Source organism: Methylobacterium sp. FW102-HT35C08, from assembly GCF_058790235.1.
Window position 1 is genome coordinate 1622997 of sequence record NZ_JBYTCL010000002.1, and the last position, 16545, is coordinate 1639541.

Genomic DNA, 16545 nt, shown 5'->3' on the forward strand with positions numbered 1-16545 from the left:
GCTAGGCCTCGACCGCGCCGATCGCCGCGTGCAGGCTCGCCAGGCGGGCGCGGGCGTCGCCGCCCGGCAGCTCGAGGATGCCCAGCAGGAAGGCCGAGAAGGCCAGCTGCACCGAAGCCGCCACCGAGCAGGCCGAGAGGATCAGCGGCCGCAGCAGCGCGCCGCCGGCGAGCTCGCCGAAGCCGGTGCGGCTCCAGGCGAGGACCGACCACCCGATCCCGGCGCCGCCGGCCGCCAGGAGCAGGAGGGCGGCAATGAGCAGGGTCTCGAGGCTGAGCGCGCCGAGCACGCGGCCGTGGCGGCCACCGGGCAGCAGCCCCTGCCGCGCGGCGTAGCGCCGGGCGATCATGCCGAAGGTGACGATCTGGATGCCGACGAGCATCGCCACGCAGGCGACCACGAAGGTGTGGATGTCGAGCGACAGGTGCGGGCCGATGTGGCGCGGGCCGCCGAGCAGCGCCAGGGCGGGGACCGCGCCGCCGAGGAACAGCGCCAGGCCGGGATAGAGGAACATCCAGCGCGGGCTGTGCAGGAGCAGGAAGCGCAGGTGCCGCCAGCCGTCGCGCCACGTGCGCAGGTGCGGCGGCCGGCTGCGCCCGTCCTTGCGCAGGGTGGTGGGCACCTCCCGGATCACCAGGCCCGCGAGGCTCGCCCGGACGACCATCTCGCTGGCGAATTCCATGCCGGTGGTTCGCAGGCCGAGCCCGAGGATCCGGGCGCGGTCGAACCCGCGCAGGCCGCAGTGGAAGTCGCGCACCGGGCTGCGGAACAGCAGGCGGCCGATCGCGGTCAGGACCGGGTTGCCGAGGTAGCGGTGCAGGAACGGCATCGCGCCGGCCCCGATGCCGCCGCGGAAGCGGTTGCCCATCACCAGGTCGGCCCCGGCCCGCAGCTCCGTCACGAAGGCGTCGAGGTTGCGCAGGTCGTAGCTGTCGTCGGCATCGCCCATGATGACGTAGCGCCCGCGCGCCGCCGCGATGCCGCCGGCCAGGGCGCCGCCGTAGCCGCGCACCGCGACCGGGATGACCCGAGCGCCGAGCGCCGCCGCGATGGCCTGCGAGCCGTCGGTGCTGCCGTTGTCGGCGACCAGCACCTCGCCGGCCACCCCGGATTCCGCGAGATAGGCCAGGGCGTGGCGGATGCAGGCCGCCAGCGTCTCCGCCTCGTTGAGGCAGGGGATCAGGATCGTCAGCAGGCAATCCGGGCCCGGCGCCGCGCGGCCGATGCCGGTCTCCACGCCGCAATGCGCGGCGGGGTCGTGGGCGCGTGCGTGGGACAAGCGCGGCGTCTCGATGGTCTCGCGCGCCCGGGCGGGGCGGGCCTTCCGGGCCACGAGGAAGCGCCAAGAGGCTTAACAGGCGGTTTCCGGGCGCCCGCGGCTTTTGGCGCGCCGCCAATCCACGTCATAGTGCGCGCCGGGGAAACGCCGCGCAGGATCTCTCGTGAGCCCGGACGAGATTCAGGACGAGGACGAGGCCGAGGATTGGCGCTCCGTCGGCACGCGGCGGCCCGACCCGGCGGATGCCCGCCGCCTCGCGCGCGAGCCCGGCCGCGGGCGTGACGCCGACGATCCCGCCCAGATCCCGGCCCCGGGGTGGCGGGACATCCTCTGGCGCGTCCTGCGCGCCGTGCCGCGCGACCGCGTGCTCGCCACGGCGGGGGGCGTCGCCTTCTTCACCCTGCTGTCGACCTTCCCGGCCCTCGCCACCATCGTGTCGGTCTACAGCCTGTTCTCGGACCCGAACGTCATCAGCCAGCACGTGCGCCTGCTCGCGGGCGTGCTGCCGAACGATGTCCTCACGCTCCTGTCCGACCAGCTCGTCCGCATCGCCCGGCAGGGGACCGGCGCCCTCAGCACGGCCTCGCTCGCGAGCGTCGCGATCGCGTTCTGGAGCGCGAATTCGGGGGTGAGCGCCCTCTTCGACGCGCTCAACGTCATCTACAAGGAGCGCGAGAAGCGCTCGCTGGTCCGGTTCTACGCCACGACGCTCCTGTTCACGCTCACCGGGATCCTGTTCGCCCTCACGGCCACCGGCATGGTCGTGATCCTGCCGATCGTCCTCAACCGGCTCGGCCTCGGCGTGCTGACCGACGTGACGCTGCGCATCGTCCGCTGGCCCGGGCTGCTGCTCCTCGTCGGCCTCGGGCTGGCCCTGACCTACCGCTACGGCCCGAGCCGGCGCGAGGCCAAATGGCGCTGGGTGAGCTGGGGCGGCGTCGCCGCCTCCGTCGCGTGGGTGTGCGCCTCCGTCACCTTCTCGTGGTACGTGGCCAGCTTCGACAGCTACAACCGGGTCTACGGCTCCCTCGGCGCCGCCGTCGGGTACATGACGTGGATCTGGCTCTCGGTCGTCATCGTGCTGCTCGGCGCCGAGCTGAACGCCGAGATCGAGCGGCAGACGGCGCGCGACAGCACGACGGGACGGCCGAAGCCGCTCGGAGCCCGGGAGGCCTACGCGGCCGACACCCTCGGACCGGCGGAGCGCTGAACAGGGGCGGCGCCGAACCGGCGGCGGTCTCGGACCGTTGACGCCCGTCAGCGTGACCGTTCGAAGAGGCCCATGATGGACCGCCCCCGCTCTGTCGGCCTGCCCTGGTATGAAGAGGACTCCTACGCGGCGCTGCGCGCGCGCCTCGCGGATGGCGACAAGCTGCCGCCGCTCTACGAGACGTGGCGCGTCGCCACCGAGCAGATGGAGCGGGAGGTCCAGCGCAGCGGCGTCTCGGTCGTGCGCGTCCCGATCGCGCCGGACGCCTTCGCGGCCTGGTGCGCGCGGGCCGGGCTGTCGCCGGATGCGGCGGCTCGCGCGCGCTACGCGGCCGAGGCGCTCGCGGGCGACCCGCCGGCCTGACCGCGCGGCTCCGGTCGCCGCGCGGCCCGGTCACGTGTTCTCGATCCGCGCCCCGCAGCCCCCTGCCCCGTGATTGCATTTTGAATGCAGGTATTCGAAGCTCCGCGCGCATCGCCCCGTCGAAGGGCGGGCGCGGAGGAGAGCGACCCATGAGCACCCGGCGTGATTTCCTGCACCTGTCCGCGGCCGTGACGGCCGCCGGTGCCCTGGCCGGGCCGGCCCTCGCGCAGGCCCCGGCGCAGAATTCCGCCGCCTCCGGCCCGGGGCGTCCGATTCCGCCCGCCGGCGGCGATGCGCTCCGCCTCGTCACCTTCAGGCCCGACGCGGGCAGCGCGCCGCGCCTCGGCGCCGTGCGCGCGGACGGGCGCGTCGTCGACCTGTCGCGCGGCGCGGCGCAGGGCTTCGACCCGGCCCGGATGGTCTCGCTCATCGAGGCGGGGCCCGCCGCCCTCGCGGCCGTCCGGCAGGCCGCGGCCTCGGGTGACGGCCCCCCGGTCGAGACCGTCCGGCTGCTGGCGCCGATCCCCGCGCCGACGCGCAACATCTACGCGGTCGGCTGGAACTACCTGGAGCATTTCGCGGAAGGGCAGGCGGTCCGCGGCACGAACGCCGAGTACCCGGCGCATCCGGTGTTCTTCACCAAGGGCGTGAACACCGTGAACGGGCCCTACGACCCGATCCCGTACGACCCGGAGGTCTCGACCGCGATCGACTGGGAGGTCGAGCTCGCGGTGATCATCGGCACGGCCGGCCGCAACATCAAGGAAGCCGACGCGATGGGCCACGTCTTCGGCTACAGCGTCATCAACGACACCACCGCCCGCGACATGCAGATCAAGCTCCACGGCGGCCAGTGGTTCAAGGGCAAGAGCCTGGACGGCTACGGCCCGATCGGCCCCTGGATCGTGCCGGCCTCCGACCTCGATCCGGGCGACCTGCACCTGATCACGCGGGTCAACGGCGTGGTGAAGCAGGATGCCTCGACCAAGCAGATGTACTTCAAGGTCGCCCGCATCATCGCCGAACTGTCGCGCGGGCTCACCCTCGTGCCCGGCGACATCATCGCCACCGGCACGCCGCCCGGCATCGGCAACGCGCGCAAGCCGCCCGAATTCCTCAAGCCCGGCGACGTCATGGAGACCGAGATCGTCGGCCTCGGCACCCTGCGCAACGTGATCCAGGCGGTGCCCGCCTGAAGCGCGGCCGGGACGCGTCAGCCCCGGTCCGCGGCCTCCCGGCGGGCCGCCCGGGCCTGGGCGATCAGGTCCGCGCCGGTCCGCTCGCCGCCCGGATCCCCGCCGACCAGCAGCAGGCCCGGCGGGACGGTCCGGATCCGGACCGGAGCGTCCGGCCCCGTGTGGCGGCGGCCGGTGCGTCGGTGGGCTTGGCCCTCGGGGGCAATCAATGGAATCCCGCCCTGCCCGCTCAGCGGGCGCCGCCTCGCGGACGGGGCCGCGGCACGGCGATGGTGACCAGTTCGCCGGTAATCGGATCGAGGATCGTCATGGGCGCTCCTGTGTTGAGCCGCCATGGCGAACCCGAATTGTGTTTTAACTTGGCCAATTGGGGCAAAATCCACAGTTTTCGCCGGACATGTTGGTGTGATCGTCTGCGATTCCTGAATACGTCCGGAAGCGGACGCGGGCCTGTTCCCGCCGGCCGCCGCGCCGGAAGGCCTGCCTGGCCCAGCGTCCGAAGGTGGCCGCCTTCGACATCATCGGCACGGTTTTCAGCCTGGAGCCCCTCCGCTGACCCGCGCCTCCGTCGCCCCTACGCGCCCGTGCTGCGGCCGCCCGACGGCGCCGCCGACGCACTCCGCGCAGTCGCGGCGCCTGGCGGCCCTCTCGCGTCGCCGGAGCTAGACGGACATCCACCGTAGCACGTCGGCCTCGACCATCCCGGCCCGGGGCCCGGCCAGCACCACCTGTCCGCGATCCATCACCGCATAGGAATCGCAGAGGTCGCGGGCCCATTCGAAATACTGCTCGACCAGCACGATTCCCATCTCGCCCTTGCCGCGCAGGTAGGTGATCGCCCGGCCGATATCCTTGATGATCGAGGGCTGGATGCCCTCGGTCGGCTCGTCGAGCACGAGGAGCTTCGGCCGGGTCACCAGCGCCCGGCCGATGGCGAGCTGCTGCTGCTGGCCGCCCGAGAGGTCGCCGCCGCGCCGGTGCAGCATGTCCTTGAGCACCGGGAACAGGTCGTAGATCTCCCCGGGGATGTGGCGGTCGCGGCGCTTGAGCGGGGCGAAGCCGGTCTCGAGGTTCTCCTTGACGGTGAGCAGCGGGAAGATCTCGCGGCCCTGGGGCACGAAGGCGATCCCGGCCCGGGCCCGGTCGTAGGGGGCGAGCCCCTGGATCGGTCGGCCGTCGAGGCGGATCGCGCCGGAGCGGACCGGCTGCTGGCCGACGATCGCCCGCAGCAGCGAGGTCTTGCCGACGCCGTTGCGGCCCAGAACCGTCGTGACCCGCCCGGCCTCGGCCGTCAGGGAGACGCCGCGGAGCGCCTGCGCGGCGCCGTAATAGAGGTCGATGCCGTCGACGGAGAGCATGGTCATCGTCCCAGATAGACTTCGACCACCCGCGGGTCGGCCGAGACCGCGTCGATCGAGCTCTCGGCCAGCACCGCGCCCTCGTGCAGGCAGGTAACCCGGCAGCCGAGGTCGCGGACGAAGTGCATGTCGTGCTCGACCACCAAGACGGCGTGCTCGCCGGCGATCCGCCGCAGCAGGCGGGCGGTCTCGGCGGTCTCGGCGTCGGTCATGCCGGCCACCGGCTCGTCGACCAGCAGGAGCTTGGGGTCCTGGGCGAGCAGCATGCCGATCTCCAGCCACTGCTTCTGGCCATGGCTCAAGTCGGCCGCCGGGCGGCCCCGGTGGGCCAGCAGGCCGACGGTCTCCAGCAGGGAATCGATCCGCGCGGCCTCAACCCGGTTGCGCCAGCCGAACAGGGACGCGAAGGCCGCGCGCGGACCTTTCAAGGCCAGCAGGATGTTGTCGGCCACCGTGTGGCTCTCGAACACGGTCGGCTTCTGGAACTTGCGGCCGATGCCGAGGTCGGCGATCGCCGGCTCGTCGCTCCTGAGCAGGTCGTGGGTGCCGTCGAACAGGGCGATCCCGCTGTCCGGCCGGGTCTTGCCGGTGATGCAGTCCATCATGGTGGTCTTGCCGGCGCCGTTCGGGCCGATGATCGCCCGCAGCTCGCCGCGGGCCAGCGTCAGCGACAGGCCGCGCAGGGCCTTGTAGCCGTCGAAGGTCACCCGCAGGTCGTCGAGGTAGAGGAGCGCGTCGGTCTCGCGCTTCCGGTTGGCGGGGCCGCGGGCATCCGGTCGTTCGAGGAGGTCGGTGCTCACGAGCCCTGCCCTTCTTCCGCGAGTTTCGGGGCGATGGCGGGCTCCGGCGGCAGCTTGGCGGCGGCGCGCCGGGAGCCGAACCGCTCGATCGCGGTGCCGACGAGGCCGCGCGGCAGGAACAGCGTCACCACCACGAACAGGCCGCCGAGCGCGAACAGCCACGCGTCGGGCATCGCGCCGGTGAGCACGGTCTTGGCGTAGTTGACCAGCACCGCACCGAGGGCCGCGCCGACCAGCGTGCCGCGGCCGCCCACCGCCACCCAGATCACCGTCTCGATGGAATTGGTCGGGGCGAACTCCCCCGGATTGATGATGCCGACCTGCGGCACGTAGAGCGCGCCGGCGACGCCCGCCATCATGGCCGAGACCGTGAAGGCGAGCGTCTTGAAGTGCTCCGGGCGGTAGCCGAGGAAGCGCGTGCGGCTCTCGGCATCGCGCACGGCGATCAGGATCTTTCCGTAGGCCGACACGGTCATGATCCGGGCGATCAGGTAGCCCAGCGCCAGCGCGAGGCCCGTCACCACGAAGATGCCGACACGGAAATTCTGGGCCTGAACCGAGAGTCCCAAAAAATCCTTGAAGTCGGTCAGCCCGTTGTTGCCGCCGAGCCCCATGTCGTTGCGGAAGAAGGCGAGCATCAGCGCGTAGGTCAGCGCCTGGGTGATGATCGACAGGTAGACGCCCGTGACTCGCGACCGGAAGGCGAGCCAGCCGAACACGAAGGCCAGCAGGCCCGGCACCAGCAGCACCATCAGGGCCGCGAAGGCGAAGTGGTCGAAGCCGTACCAGTACCAGGGCAACGCCTTGTAGTTCAGGAACACCATGAAGTCGGGCAGGACCGGGTTGCCGTAGACGCCCCGGGAGCCGATCTGGCGCATCAGGTACATGCCCATCGCGTAGCCGCCGAGCGCGAAGAACGCGCCGTGGCCGAGCGAGAGGATGCCGCAATAGCCCCAGACGAGATCGAGGCTGACCGCGAGCAGCGCGTAGGCGAGGTACTTGCCGAACAGCGAGACGAGGTAGGTCGGCAGGTGCAGGCCCGAGCCCTCCGGCACCGCGAGGTTCAGCACCGGCACGGCGAGGCAGAAGGCGGCCAGGACGGCGAGGAAGATCCAGCCCTTCAGGTCGATGAGGGGGGTGCGGGGCGGCATGGGGCTCACGATTCCACCGCCCGGCCCTTGAGCGCGAACAGGCCGCGCGGGCGCTTCTGGATGAACAGGATGATGAAGATCAGGAGGCCGATCTTGGCCAGGACCGCGCCGATATACGGCTCGGCCAGCTTGTTCACGACGCCGAGCGTCAGGGCCGCCACCAGCGTCCCCCAGAGGTTGCCGACGCCGCCGAACACCACCACGAGGAACGAGTCGATGATGTAGCCCTGGCCGAGATTGGGCGAGACGTTGTCGATCTGCGAGAGCGCCACCCCGGCCATCCCCGCGATGCCGGAGCCGAGTCCGAAGGTCAGCGCGTCGACGTAGGGCGTGCGGATGCCCATCGCGGCGGCCATGCGGCGGTTCTGGGTCACCGCCCGGGTCTTCAGGCCGAACGACGTCTTCCGCAGGACGAAGAGCAGCCCGAGGAACACGGCCATCGCGAACACGATGATCCACATCCGACCCCAGGTGATCGACAGGCCGTAGAAATCGAAGGCGCCGCTCATGAAGGCCGGTGCGCCGACCTCGCGGTTGGTCGGGCCGAAAAGCGAGCGCACCCCCTGCTGCAGCGCGAGGCTGACCCCGAAGGTGGCGAGCAGGGTCTCCAGCGGGCGCCCGTACAGGAAGCGGATGATGAACCGCTCGATCAGCACGCCGACGAGGCCGGCGACCAGGAACGCGCAGGGGATGCTGATCGCGAGCGACCAGCCGAACAGGGGCGGCGCCTGGGTGCGGATCAGCTCCTGCACGCCATAGGTCGTGTAGGCGCCGAGCATCACCATCTCGCCGTGCGCCATGTTGATCACGCCCATCACCCCGAAGGTGATGGCGAGCCCGATGGCGGCGAGCAGCAGGACCGAGCCGAGCGAGATGCCGTACCAGACGTTCTGGAGGGCCCCGAGGATCGCGAGCCGCGTCTCGATCGCCGCGATGCCGCGGGCGGCGGCTCCCCGCACCGCCTCGCTCGGATCCGCCGCAAGACCGCGCAGGATGCCCATCGCGTCGCCATCGCCCCGGGCCTGGATGGCGGGAATTGCGGCAATCCGGTCGGGTTCGGCGGTGCCGGGCCTGGCGAGCAGCACGGCGGCCCGCGCCTCGGTCAGCGCCTGCCGGACGCCCGGATTGGTCTCGCGGGCGAGCGCCGCGTCGAGGGCCGGCAGCGCCGCCGCATCCCGCGCCTTGAACACCGCGTCGGCGGCGGCGCGGCGCTTGGCCGGGTCGGGGCTCGCGAGGTCGAGCTGCCCGCGGGCGGCCTCGATCGCCCGGCGGACGCGGTTGTTGGCGCGCACCGGCTTGAGGTCGGGGCTGTCGGCGGCCGGGGCGCCGGTCTTCGCATCCACGACGGCGCCGCCCTGCCGGATGAGCAGGGTCTTGTCCGGGCTCACCAGCAGGCGGCCGTCCGACAGGGCCGAGAGGATCGCGTCGGCGCGTGGGGCGCCGGAGGCGGCGAGGCCGGAGACGCCGGCCTCGATCTCGGCATAGCCGTCACCGGCGAGCTGCGCGTAGGGATCCGGCGCCTGGGCGAGGGCCGGGGCGCAGAGCAGCAGGTAGAGGAGGGTGAGGAGACGGAGCATGGCACTTCTGGCGCGGCCGAACTCTCCTCCCCGTTGCGGGGAGGAGCCGGAGGTGGGGTGGTGCAGGATCGAGCGGAGCGGTGCCTTCTGAACCACTCCCACCCCTACCCCTCCCCGCAAGCTTGAGCGCATCCCGGGCAGGCCCGGGATCGCCTGGGGAGGGGACGAGCAGCGCCTCAGGCGCCGCCGCAGGACTTGGTCTTGGTGTTGTAGTTGCCGCACTTGAGCTTGACCCAGTCGGCCTCGAGGTCCTTCGAGCCCTCGAGCTGCTTCGACCACGCCTCGCCGGGGATCAGCTTGTCGGTCTTCCACACCACGTCGAACTGGCCGTTCGCCTCGATCTCGCCGATGAAGACCGGCTTGGTGATGTGGTGGTTCGGCAGCATCTTCGCGGTGCCGCCGGTGAGGTTCTTCTGCTCGATGCCCGGCAGCGCGTCGATCACCTTGTCGGGGTCCGTGGTGCCGGCCTTCTCCACCGCCTTCACCCACATGTTGAAGCCGATATAGTGGGCCTCCATCGGGTCGTTGGTGACGGCCTTCGGGTTCTTCCGGAACGCCTGCCACTTCTTGATGAAGTCCTCGTTCTCCGGCGTCTTGATCGACTCGAAGTAGTTCCAGGCGGCGAGGTGGCCGACCAGCGGCTTGGCGTCGATGCCGGCGAGCTCCTCCTCGCCCACCGAGAAGGCCACGACCGGGATGTCGGTCGCCTTGACGCCCTGGTTGCCGAGCTCCTTGTAGAACGGCACGTTGGCGTCGCCGTTGATGGTCGAGACCACGGCGGTCTTCTTGCCGGCCGAGCCGAACGCCTTGATCTTCGACACTTCGGTTTGCCAGTCCGAGAAGCCGAACGGCGTGTAGTTGATCAGGATGTCCTCGTCCTTAACACCCTTGGACTTGAGGTAGGCTTCGAGGATCTTGTTGGTGGTGCGCGGGTAGACGTAGTCGGTCCCCTCCAGCACCCAGCGCTTGGCGCCGCCGCCATCCTCCGACATCAGGTAATCCACCGCCGGGATCGCCTGCTGGTTCGGGGCGGCGCCGGTGTAGAACACGTTCCGCTCGCTCTCCTCGCCCTCGTACTGGACGGGGTAGAACAGGATGTTGTCGAGTTCCTTGAACACCGGCAGCACCGACTTGCGCGACACGCTGGTCCAGCAGCCGAACACGGCCGCGACCTTGTCCTTGCTGATCAGCTCGCGGGCCTTCTCGGCGAAGAGCGGCCAGTTCGAGGCCGGATCGACCACCACCGGCTCCAGCTTCTTGCCGAGCACGCCGCCCTTGGCGTTCTGCTCGGCGATGAGCATCAGCATCGCGTCCTTGAGGGTGGTCTCGGAGATCGCCATCGTGCCCGAGAGCGAGTGCAGGATGCCGACCTTGATGGTCTCCTGCGCCCGGGCGGCGCCCGCCCCCAGCGTGCTCATCGCGAGCCCGGCAGCCAGCGCGGCGGCTGACGCCCAAGTTCCAAATGCTTTCACGGCGGTGCCCTTCGTCGTCTTCGTTGAGACGCTGCGGCCTCGCAATTCATGTGCCACATATTTAGGCAGTCGCCGCCGCGCGACCGTCTCGCGGGCCGGCAGCTGCCTGTCCCGGCGGCGCCGGAGGCACGAATCCGGAGCCGCGGGCGCCGCGGAACAGGTATCCGGTTGGATCGGCTGGCGAAAACTAATCTACCCCATACTGGCCTTCGGTCTGGTGTGAGACAGTGGCGATCATCCGCCGGATCGTCGGGCGCGGGTGACTGGGAGGTCGCCCGTGCTCCTGCCCGGACCGGGAGCAGCCCATGGCTCAGCCGCAGCAATCTGCCGTCCGCAACCGTCTGCTCGCCGCCCTGGCGCCGGAGGATTTCAGCCGTCTCGCCGCGCAGCTCGAGCCGGTCCCGCTGCCGCTGCACGCGGTGCTGATCGCGCCCCAGCAGCCGATCGCGCAGGCCTACTTCGTCGAGGAGGGGATCGTTTCCCTGGTGGCCGACACCTGCGAGGGCCGCATCGAGGTCGGCCTCACCGGACGGGAAGGCTTCATCGGCGTGCCGATCGTGCTCGGCGCGCAGACCACGCCCCAGACGGCGATCGTGCAGGCCAGCGGCGAGGCTTTGCGCATCGCGGCCGGCGCGCTCGAGGATGCCCTCGACGCGAGCGCCAGCCTGCGCCGGGTGCTCGGCCGCTACGTGCAGAGCCTGCTCGTGCAGGTGGGGCAGACCGTCTACGCCAATGCCGACCTGACCGTCGAGGCGCGGCTCGCCCGGTGGATCCTCATGATCCACGACCGCCTGGAGCAGGACGAGCTGCCCCTGACCCACGAAGTGCTCTCGAAGATGCTCGGCGTGCGTCGGCCCACCGTGACGACCGCGACCCACCTGCTCGAAGGCGCCGGCATGATCCGGGCGCGGCGCGGGCGCATCACGGTGGTCGACCGCGAGAAGCTGGAGGATCTGGCGGGCGCCATCTACGGCCCCGCGGGGGGCGCCTAGCACGCTCCGCCGGAGGAGACGCCGGTTCACTGCGCAGGTGTGCGCGTTCAAGCGCCTCTAGGGACGCGGACGCGTCCCCGTGCGGGCATGCCTCACCGGGCCTCGCTCTCCCAGGCCGTCTCGGGATCCTCCGCCACGCTGTGCCCGACGCGGGCGGTGAGCGGCAGGCGGATCGTGCAGCGCAGCCCGTCCGGCGCGTAGCGCAGACTCGTCTGCGCGCCGAGATCGTAGGCCAGCATGTCCTCCAGCACGTCCGTGCCGAAGCCCCGCCGGGCCGGTGCCTGCACCCCGCTGCCTCCGGTCTCGGCCCAGTCCAGGGTCAGGACCGGCGGCCCCGGCTCCGCGTCGGCGACCCGCCACGCGGCGGTGACCCGGCCCTGCGGGAGCGCCAGGGTCCCGTGCTCCACCGCGTTGCTCGTCAGCTCATGCAGCGCCAGCGCCAGGACCAGGGCGGCCTTCGGCCGGAGCCGCACCCGCGGCCCGGTGAGCGCGGCCTGCTCGCCCTCGCGCACGAGGTGGAACATCAGCTCGTCGGAGATCAGGGTGTGCAGGTCGGCATCGCCGAACGCGTCCGTGGCGGCCTGCACGCGCATGACGGCCCCGAACCGGCCGTCGAGATGCGCGACATAGGTTTCGACATCCGCGGATTGCTCGGCCGAGCGGTGGATGACCGTCCGCATCATCGCCATCGTGTTGCGCATCCCGTGGCGCAGGCTGTCGGGCACGCCGGCCTCGTCGAGCAGCCGGCGCAAGCGGGTATTGTCGGCCTCCAGAGCGGCGAGGCGCTCCGCCATGTCGCGGGCGGCCAAGTCGCGGGGGTCTGTCATGCAGGGCCTCTCCGGATGTCGTCCAACTGGGCTCAATCGCCGCGACGCGGGCGCGGTTCACACCTGGCGTGCGACGGGGCGGTCGTTCTCCGCCGTCAGGTGGAGGTAGGCGGCGTCGAAATGCGCGAGCCGGGCCAGGGCGGCAGGATTGTGGATGGTCAGGCGACGGCTGCGCAGGGTGATCAGCCCCATGCCGCGCAGCTCCTGCAGCGTCCGGTTGATGTGGACGCTGGTCTGCCCCATCGCGTCGCCGAGGTCGTTCTGCGTGATCGGCATCGGGCAGGTCTGTCCGTCCGCGAGGCCGATGGCGGACAGCCGGGCGTGCAGCTCGCAGAACAGGTGGGCGAGGCGCTCGATGCCGGTGCGGCTGCCGAGGCTGACCGTCCACTCGCGCTGGATCGCCGCGGTGGCCAGCGCCTCGCGGTGGAAGGCGAGGTCCAGTTGCGGGCTGCGCGCCACGGCCGCCTGGAGCGCGGGCCCGGAGATCTGGCCGAGGAGCACGGGTGTGATCGCCCCGATCGTGTGGTCCATTTCCTCAAGGAGGAAGATGTGCGGGTCGCACAGATCGCCCGGCAGGAGCAGCGAGACGATCTGGCGGCGCCCGTTGGCGAATTGCCGGTAGCGACAGGCCCAGCCGTCGAGAATGACGTTGACGGCGCGCGGGTCGTCACCCTCGTGGATGATGTCGGTGCGCGCGGCGACCATGCGCTCCGGGCCGATCGATCCGGCCAAGCACAGCCGGTCCGCCTCCGGGAGATGGACGTAGCGTTCCAGTTTGCGCACGAGCGGATTTGACACGACTGGTTCTCCGCATTGGCGTGGGAACAGGGGCCTACATTGAGATACGGCCAGTGAATACTTATACAGATTAGATTATGGTATCGAAAGGGCCGCTGTAGGACGCAGGCTGATCGATCCTCCGCCGGCGCGCTCTGCGGCTGGTCCAAGCCAGCCGGTCTAAGCCAGCCGGTCTAAGCCAGCCGGTCTAAGCCAGCCGGTCCAAGCCAGCCGGTCCAAGCCAGCCGGTCCAAGCCAGCCGGTCCAAGCCAGCCGGTCCAAGCCAGCCGGTCCAAGCCAGCCGGTCCAAGCCAGCCGGTCCAAGCCAGCCGGTCCAAGCCAGCCGGTCCAAGCCAGCCGGTCCAAGCCGACAGGCTATGACGCTGCCCCGCGGCCGGGCCGGGCAAGGCGAAAATGATCCCGCGCGCCGGGCTGGCCGCGGGAGAATGTTCGCGCGGTCTGCCGAAATAAGAACGGCTATGCTTTTGACTTGCCGGAAGTCCCGCATCAAAGATTGGCGTGTCAAGACGCTGGCCTGTCAAGCAACGATCGGCCGTCGTCTGGCGTATCGTCTTCTCTCAACAGGCGCCGCCGGGTTCTGCCGACGCGGTCGCCGCGTCCGGGACGGATTTCGAGATCATGCAGCCTGCGCTGCGCCGCGTCCGATTGGGACGGGACAGGAAGGCCGTGCCCCGGCCCGACCACCGACTGGCTGCCCGCGCGGGCAGACAGTCGGCGCCGCGCGGTGCGGCGGATCAAGACCGCCTGAAGTCGGTTCTGTCGGTCGAGGGCCTGTCCCTCGCCTTCGGCGGGACGGTGGCCTTTGCGGAGATTGATCTCGCGGTCGGCGCAGGGGAGATCCACGCGGTGATCGGGCCGAACGGCGCCGGGAAATCCTCGCTGATCAACGCGATCACCGGCCTCTACGCGCCGGGGGCCGGGTGCGTGCGGATCGGAGAGGCCGCCTTCGCCCGGGTCCCGGCGGGGCGGCTCGCCGCGCTCGGCGTCGCCCGGACCTTCCAGGACCTCGCCCTGTTCGCGGGCCTGAGCGTCCGCGACAACGTCCTGTCGGGGCTCGCCGCGGCGCGGCGGGCCGGGCTCTGGGCTCAGATCCTGGGCCTGCCGGCGGCCCGGCGGGAGGCGCGGGCGCACCGCGACGCCGCCGAGACGGTGATCGGCCGCCTCGGCCTCGCCGCCGTGGCCGACCGACCGGCGGGCCGCCTGCCCTACGGGCTCCAGAAGCGGGTCGAACTCGGCTGGGCCCTCGTGGCCCGGCCGAGTCTCCTGCTCCTCGACGAGCCGATGGCCGGCATGACGGCCACCGAGAAGGCCGAGATGTCCGGCTTCATCCAGGCGGCGCGGGAGGATTCCGGGGCCGCGATCGTGCTGATCGAGCACGATATCGGCGTGGTGATGCGCCTCTCCGACCGGGTGACCGTGCTCGACCACGGCCGCCGCATCGCCACCGGCACGCCGGCGGAGGTGCAGGCCGACCCGGCCGTCATCGCCGCCTATCTGGGGCTCGCGGATGCCGATGCGGACGCGGAGACCGCATGAGCCCGGATCTCGCCTTCCTGGTCGAGGTCGTGGTCGGCGGCCTGCTCTCGGGCGTCATGTACGCCCTCGTGGCGATCGGCTTCGTGCTGATCTACAAGACCTCCGGCGTGCTGAACTTCGCGCAGGGCGCGATGGTGCTGTTCGCCGCCCTCACCTTCGTGAGCCTGACCGAGCGCGGCCTGCCCTTCCCGGCGGCACTGGCCGCGACGCTCGCCGTGATGGTGGTGGTCGGGCTCGGCGTGGAGCGCATTGTGCTGCGGCCGCTGGTCAACCAGCCGCCGATCACCCTGTTCATGGCGACTTTGGGGGTCGCCTACGTGATCGAGGGCGCGGCCCAGCTCGCCTGGGGCACCCAGGTCCACGGGCTCGACCTCGGCATCGACGACACGCCGCTCGATCTCGGCGGCGTGCTGGTCAGCCGGTTCGACCTGTTCGCCGCCGCGACCGCCGGCCTGATGGTGGCGCTCCTCTCCGCCTTCTTCCGCTACACCCGCACGGGCCTCGCCTTCCGGGCGGTGGCGGACGATCCGCTGGCCGCCCTCAACACCGGCCTGCGCCTGCCCCGGATCTGGTCGGCGGTCTGGATCGCCGCCGGGATCGTCGCGCTGGTGGCGGGCCTGCTCTGGGGCGCGCGGCTCGGCGTGCGGTTCTCCCTGTCGCTGGTGGTGCTCAAGGCCCTGCCGGTCCTGGTCCTCGGCGGCTTCGACTCGATCGCCGGGGCGATCGTGGCCGGGCTGATCGTCGGCGCGGTGGAGAAGCTGTCGGAGGTCTATCTCGGGCCGGTCATCGGCGGCGGGATCGAGGGCTGGATCGCCTACGTGGCGGCGCTCGGATTCCTGCTGGTGCGGCCCTCGGGCCTGTTCGGCCTGCGCGCCGTCGAGCGGGTCTGAGCCGCCATGGTCGCCCTCCCCCGCGCCGTGCCGCGCCCCCGCCTGTCCGCCGGCGCCCTCGGCCTCGCCGCCCTGCTGGTCGTGGCCTACGGGATCGTGCCGCGCGTCGGCACGAGCTACCTGTTCGAGGCGCTGCTGACGCCGTTCCTGGCGCTGGCGCTGGCCGGCCTCGGGCTCAACCTGCTCACCGGCTATGCCGGGCTGCTCTCGCTGGGCTCGGCCGCCTTCATGGCGGTGGGGGCCTACGCGGCCTTCAACCTGTCGCTGCGCCTGCCCGGCCTGCCCCTGCCGGCGGCGATCCTGCTCGCCGGCCTCGTCTCCGCCCTCGCCGGGCTGGCGGCGGGCCTGCCGGCGCTGCGGCTGCGCGGCTTCTACCTCGCGGTCTCGACGCTCGCCGTGCAGTTCTTCGTCGCCTGGGCGCTGAACCGGATCGGCTGGATCTCCAACGACAGCCCCTCGGGCATCATCACGGCGCCCCGGCTGGTGGTGGCCGGCCTGTCCTTCGACGATCCGCGCGGGCGCTACCTGTTCTCGCTGAGCGCGGTCACGCTGCTGACTTTCCTCGCCTGGCGCCTCGTGAGCGCGCCCACGGGCCGCAACCTCGTGGCGATCCGCGACAACGAGACCGCCGCGCGCCTGGTCGGCGTGAAGGTCGCCCGGACCAAGCTCCTGGCCTTCGCGGTCTCGTCCTTCGTGATCGGGATCGCCGGGGTGCTGTGGGCCTTCGCGTATCTGCGCACCGTCGAGCCGGCGGGGTTCAACCTCGACCGCTCCTTCCAGATCCTGTTCATCGTCATCATCGGCGGTCTGGGCACCCTGCGCGGCGCCTCCCTGGGCGCGGGCTTCATCGTGGTGCTGCCCCTGCTGCTCGCCCGCCTCGGCGCGGCGCTCCTCGGCGACGGCTTCGATTCCGGCACCCTGGAGATGGTCCAGCGCATCGTGCTCGGCGCCCTGATCGTCGCCGTGCTGATCCGCGAGCCCGCGGGGCTCGCGGCCCTGCTCGACCGGGCCGTGGCCGCCGTCAGGCGATCCGATCGCCTGCGCCGCCGCACCACCCGGACCCCGTTCGCCGACGGCCAATCGGCTTGCCCCGCGC

General features: G+C 71.4%; 15 protein-coding genes and 1 pseudogene. 7 read left to right on the forward strand and 9 right to left on the reverse strand.

Translation table 11 applies throughout. From position 1 onward, the window contains the following. Position 1: 1 nt before the first annotated feature. Positions 2–1333 carry a glycosyltransferase family 2 protein gene (locus AC3WSN_RS07720; protein ID WP_492537071.1) on the reverse strand — a complete coding sequence of 444 codons (1332 nt, stop codon included), beginning with the start codon at positions 1331–1333 and terminating at the stop codon, positions 2–4. Between the two features lie 109 nt (positions 1334–1442). Between AC3WSN_RS07720 and AC3WSN_RS07725 the strand changes: the two genes are divergently transcribed. The 3 genes from AC3WSN_RS07725 (at position 1443) to AC3WSN_RS07735 (ending at position 4048) form a co-directional block, all read left to right on the forward strand. Further along, a complete protein-coding gene (locus AC3WSN_RS07725; protein ID WP_492537073.1) occupies positions 1443–2489 on the forward strand; it encodes a YihY/virulence factor BrkB family protein in 1047 nt (348 codons plus the stop codon). Between the two features lie 72 nt (positions 2490–2561). Then, positions 2562–2852, forward strand: coding sequence for a DUF8829 domain-containing protein (locus AC3WSN_RS07730; RefSeq protein WP_373622496.1), 291 nt, complete (start codon positions 2562–2564; stop codon positions 2850–2852). Between the two features lie 149 nt (positions 2853–3001). Then, on the forward strand, positions 3002–4048 hold the full coding sequence (locus tag AC3WSN_RS07735) for a fumarylacetoacetate hydrolase family protein (protein WP_492537075.1): 1047 nt from the start codon (positions 3002–3004) through the stop codon (positions 4046–4048). 17 nt (positions 4049–4065) lie between these two features. Here AC3WSN_RS07735 and AC3WSN_RS07740 read toward each other — a convergent pair whose 3' ends face one another. The 6 genes from AC3WSN_RS07740 to urtA all read right to left on the reverse strand — a co-directional run bounded on the left by AC3WSN_RS07740 (position 4066) and on the right by urtA (position 10352). Then, positions 4066–4257 (reverse strand): hypothetical protein, encoded by a 192-nt coding sequence (locus tag AC3WSN_RS07740; RefSeq protein ID WP_492537077.1) that lies wholly within the window; start codon positions 4255–4257, stop codon positions 4066–4068. A 453-nt stretch (positions 4258–4710) separates the two neighbouring features. Beyond that, positions 4711–5406: an urea ABC transporter ATP-binding subunit UrtE gene (urtE, locus tag AC3WSN_RS07745; protein WP_091681479.1), complete on the reverse strand. Its 696-nt coding sequence runs from the start codon at positions 5404–5406 to the stop codon at positions 4711–4713. Positions 5407–5408: 2 nt separating this feature from the next. Next, positions 5409–6206, reverse strand: coding sequence for an urea ABC transporter ATP-binding protein UrtD (gene urtD / locus AC3WSN_RS07750; RefSeq protein WP_492537079.1), 798 nt, complete (start codon positions 6204–6206; stop codon positions 5409–5411). After that, positions 6203–7357, reverse strand: coding sequence for an urea ABC transporter permease subunit UrtC (urtC, locus tag AC3WSN_RS07755; protein WP_492537081.1), 1155 nt, complete (start codon positions 7355–7357; stop codon positions 6203–6205). The genes urtD and urtC overlap by 4 nt, the downstream gene beginning before the upstream one ends. 5 nt (positions 7358–7362) lie before the next feature. Beyond that, complete coding sequence (gene urtB / locus AC3WSN_RS07760; protein ID WP_492537083.1) at positions 7363–8934, reverse strand: urea ABC transporter permease subunit UrtB; 1572 nt, start codon at positions 8932–8934, stop codon at positions 7363–7365. Positions 8935–9110: 176 nt separating this feature from the next. Next, entirely contained in the window at positions 9111–10352 is a 1242-nt protein-coding gene (gene urtA, locus AC3WSN_RS07765; RefSeq protein ID WP_492537085.1) for an urea ABC transporter substrate-binding protein, read from the reverse strand. Positions 10353–10711: 359 nt separating this feature from the next. Here urtA and AC3WSN_RS07770 point away from each other — a divergent pair, with 359 nt between their 5' ends. Beyond that, a complete protein-coding gene (locus tag AC3WSN_RS07770; RefSeq protein WP_192709292.1) occupies positions 10712–11398 on the forward strand; it encodes a Crp/Fnr family transcriptional regulator in 687 nt (228 codons plus the stop codon). 92 nt (positions 11399–11490) lie between these two features. On the opposite strand, the gene AC3WSN_RS07775 is transcribed toward AC3WSN_RS07770, so the two are convergent. Together AC3WSN_RS07775 and AC3WSN_RS07780 are read right to left on the reverse strand one after the other, a co-directional pair. Beyond that, on the reverse strand, positions 11491–12225 hold the full coding sequence (locus tag AC3WSN_RS07775) for an HWE histidine kinase domain-containing protein (RefSeq protein ID WP_492537087.1): 735 nt from the start codon (positions 12223–12225) through the stop codon (positions 11491–11493). 57 nt (positions 12226–12282) lie between these two features. Then, entirely contained in the window at positions 12283–13023 is a 741-nt protein-coding gene (locus AC3WSN_RS07780) for a Crp/Fnr family transcriptional regulator (protein WP_492537089.1), read from the reverse strand. A 618-nt stretch (positions 13024–13641) separates the two neighbouring features. Here AC3WSN_RS07780 and AC3WSN_RS07785 point away from each other — a divergent pair. The 3 genes and pseudogenes from AC3WSN_RS07785 to AC3WSN_RS07795 form a co-directional block, all read left to right on the forward strand. Then, positions 13642–14559: an ABC transporter ATP-binding protein gene (locus AC3WSN_RS07785; protein WP_492537091.1), complete on the forward strand. Its 918-nt coding sequence runs from the start codon at positions 13642–13644 to the stop codon at positions 14557–14559. After that, positions 14556–15449 (forward strand): branched-chain amino acid ABC transporter permease, encoded by an 894-nt coding sequence (locus AC3WSN_RS07790; protein WP_492537093.1) that lies wholly within the window; start codon positions 14556–14558, stop codon positions 15447–15449. Before AC3WSN_RS07785 ends, AC3WSN_RS07790 begins: the two co-directional genes overlap by 4 nt. Before the next feature lie 6 nt (positions 15450–15455). Next, positions 15456–16478: pseudogene (locus AC3WSN_RS07795) on the forward strand (branched-chain amino acid ABC transporter permease); the annotation flags it as partial. Positions 16479–16545: the final 67 nt, after the last annotated feature.

Excerpts from the sequence above, each read along its gene's own strand:
- AC3WSN_RS07735 (WP_492537075.1), top strand. The coding sequence starts at position 3,002 with ATGAGCACCCGGCGTGATTTCCTGCACCTGTCCGCGGCCGTGACGGCC.
- AC3WSN_RS07790 (WP_492537093.1), top strand. The coding sequence starts at position 14,556 with ATGAGCCCGGATCTCGCCTTCCTGGTCGAGGTCGTGGTCGGCGGCCTG.
- urtB (WP_492537083.1), bottom strand. The coding sequence starts at position 8,934 with ATGCTCCGTCTCCTCACCCTCCTCTACCTGCTGCTCTGCGCCCCGGCC.
- AC3WSN_RS07730 (WP_373622496.1), top strand. The coding sequence starts at position 2,562 with ATGATGGACCGCCCCCGCTCTGTCGGCCTGCCCTGGTATGAAGAGGAC.
- AC3WSN_RS07785 (WP_492537091.1), top strand. The coding sequence starts at position 13,642 with ATGCAGCCTGCGCTGCGCCGCGTCCGATTGGGACGGGACAGGAAGGCC.
- AC3WSN_RS07770 (WP_192709292.1), top strand. The coding sequence starts at position 10,712 with ATGGCTCAGCCGCAGCAATCTGCCGTCCGCAACCGTCTGCTCGCCGCC.
- AC3WSN_RS07775 (WP_492537087.1), bottom strand. The coding sequence starts at position 12,225 with ATGACAGACCCCCGCGACTTGGCCGCCCGCGACATGGCGGAGCGCCTC.
- urtA (WP_492537085.1), bottom strand. The coding sequence starts at position 10,352 with ATGAGCACGCTGGGGGCGGGCGCCGCCCGGGCGCAGGAGACCATCAAG.
- urtE (WP_091681479.1), bottom strand. The coding sequence starts at position 5,406 with ATGCTCTCCGTCGACGGCATCGACCTCTATTACGGCGCCGCGCAGGCG.
- urtC (WP_492537081.1), bottom strand. The coding sequence starts at position 7,357 with ATGCCGCCCCGCACCCCCCTCATCGACCTGAAGGGCTGGATCTTCCTC.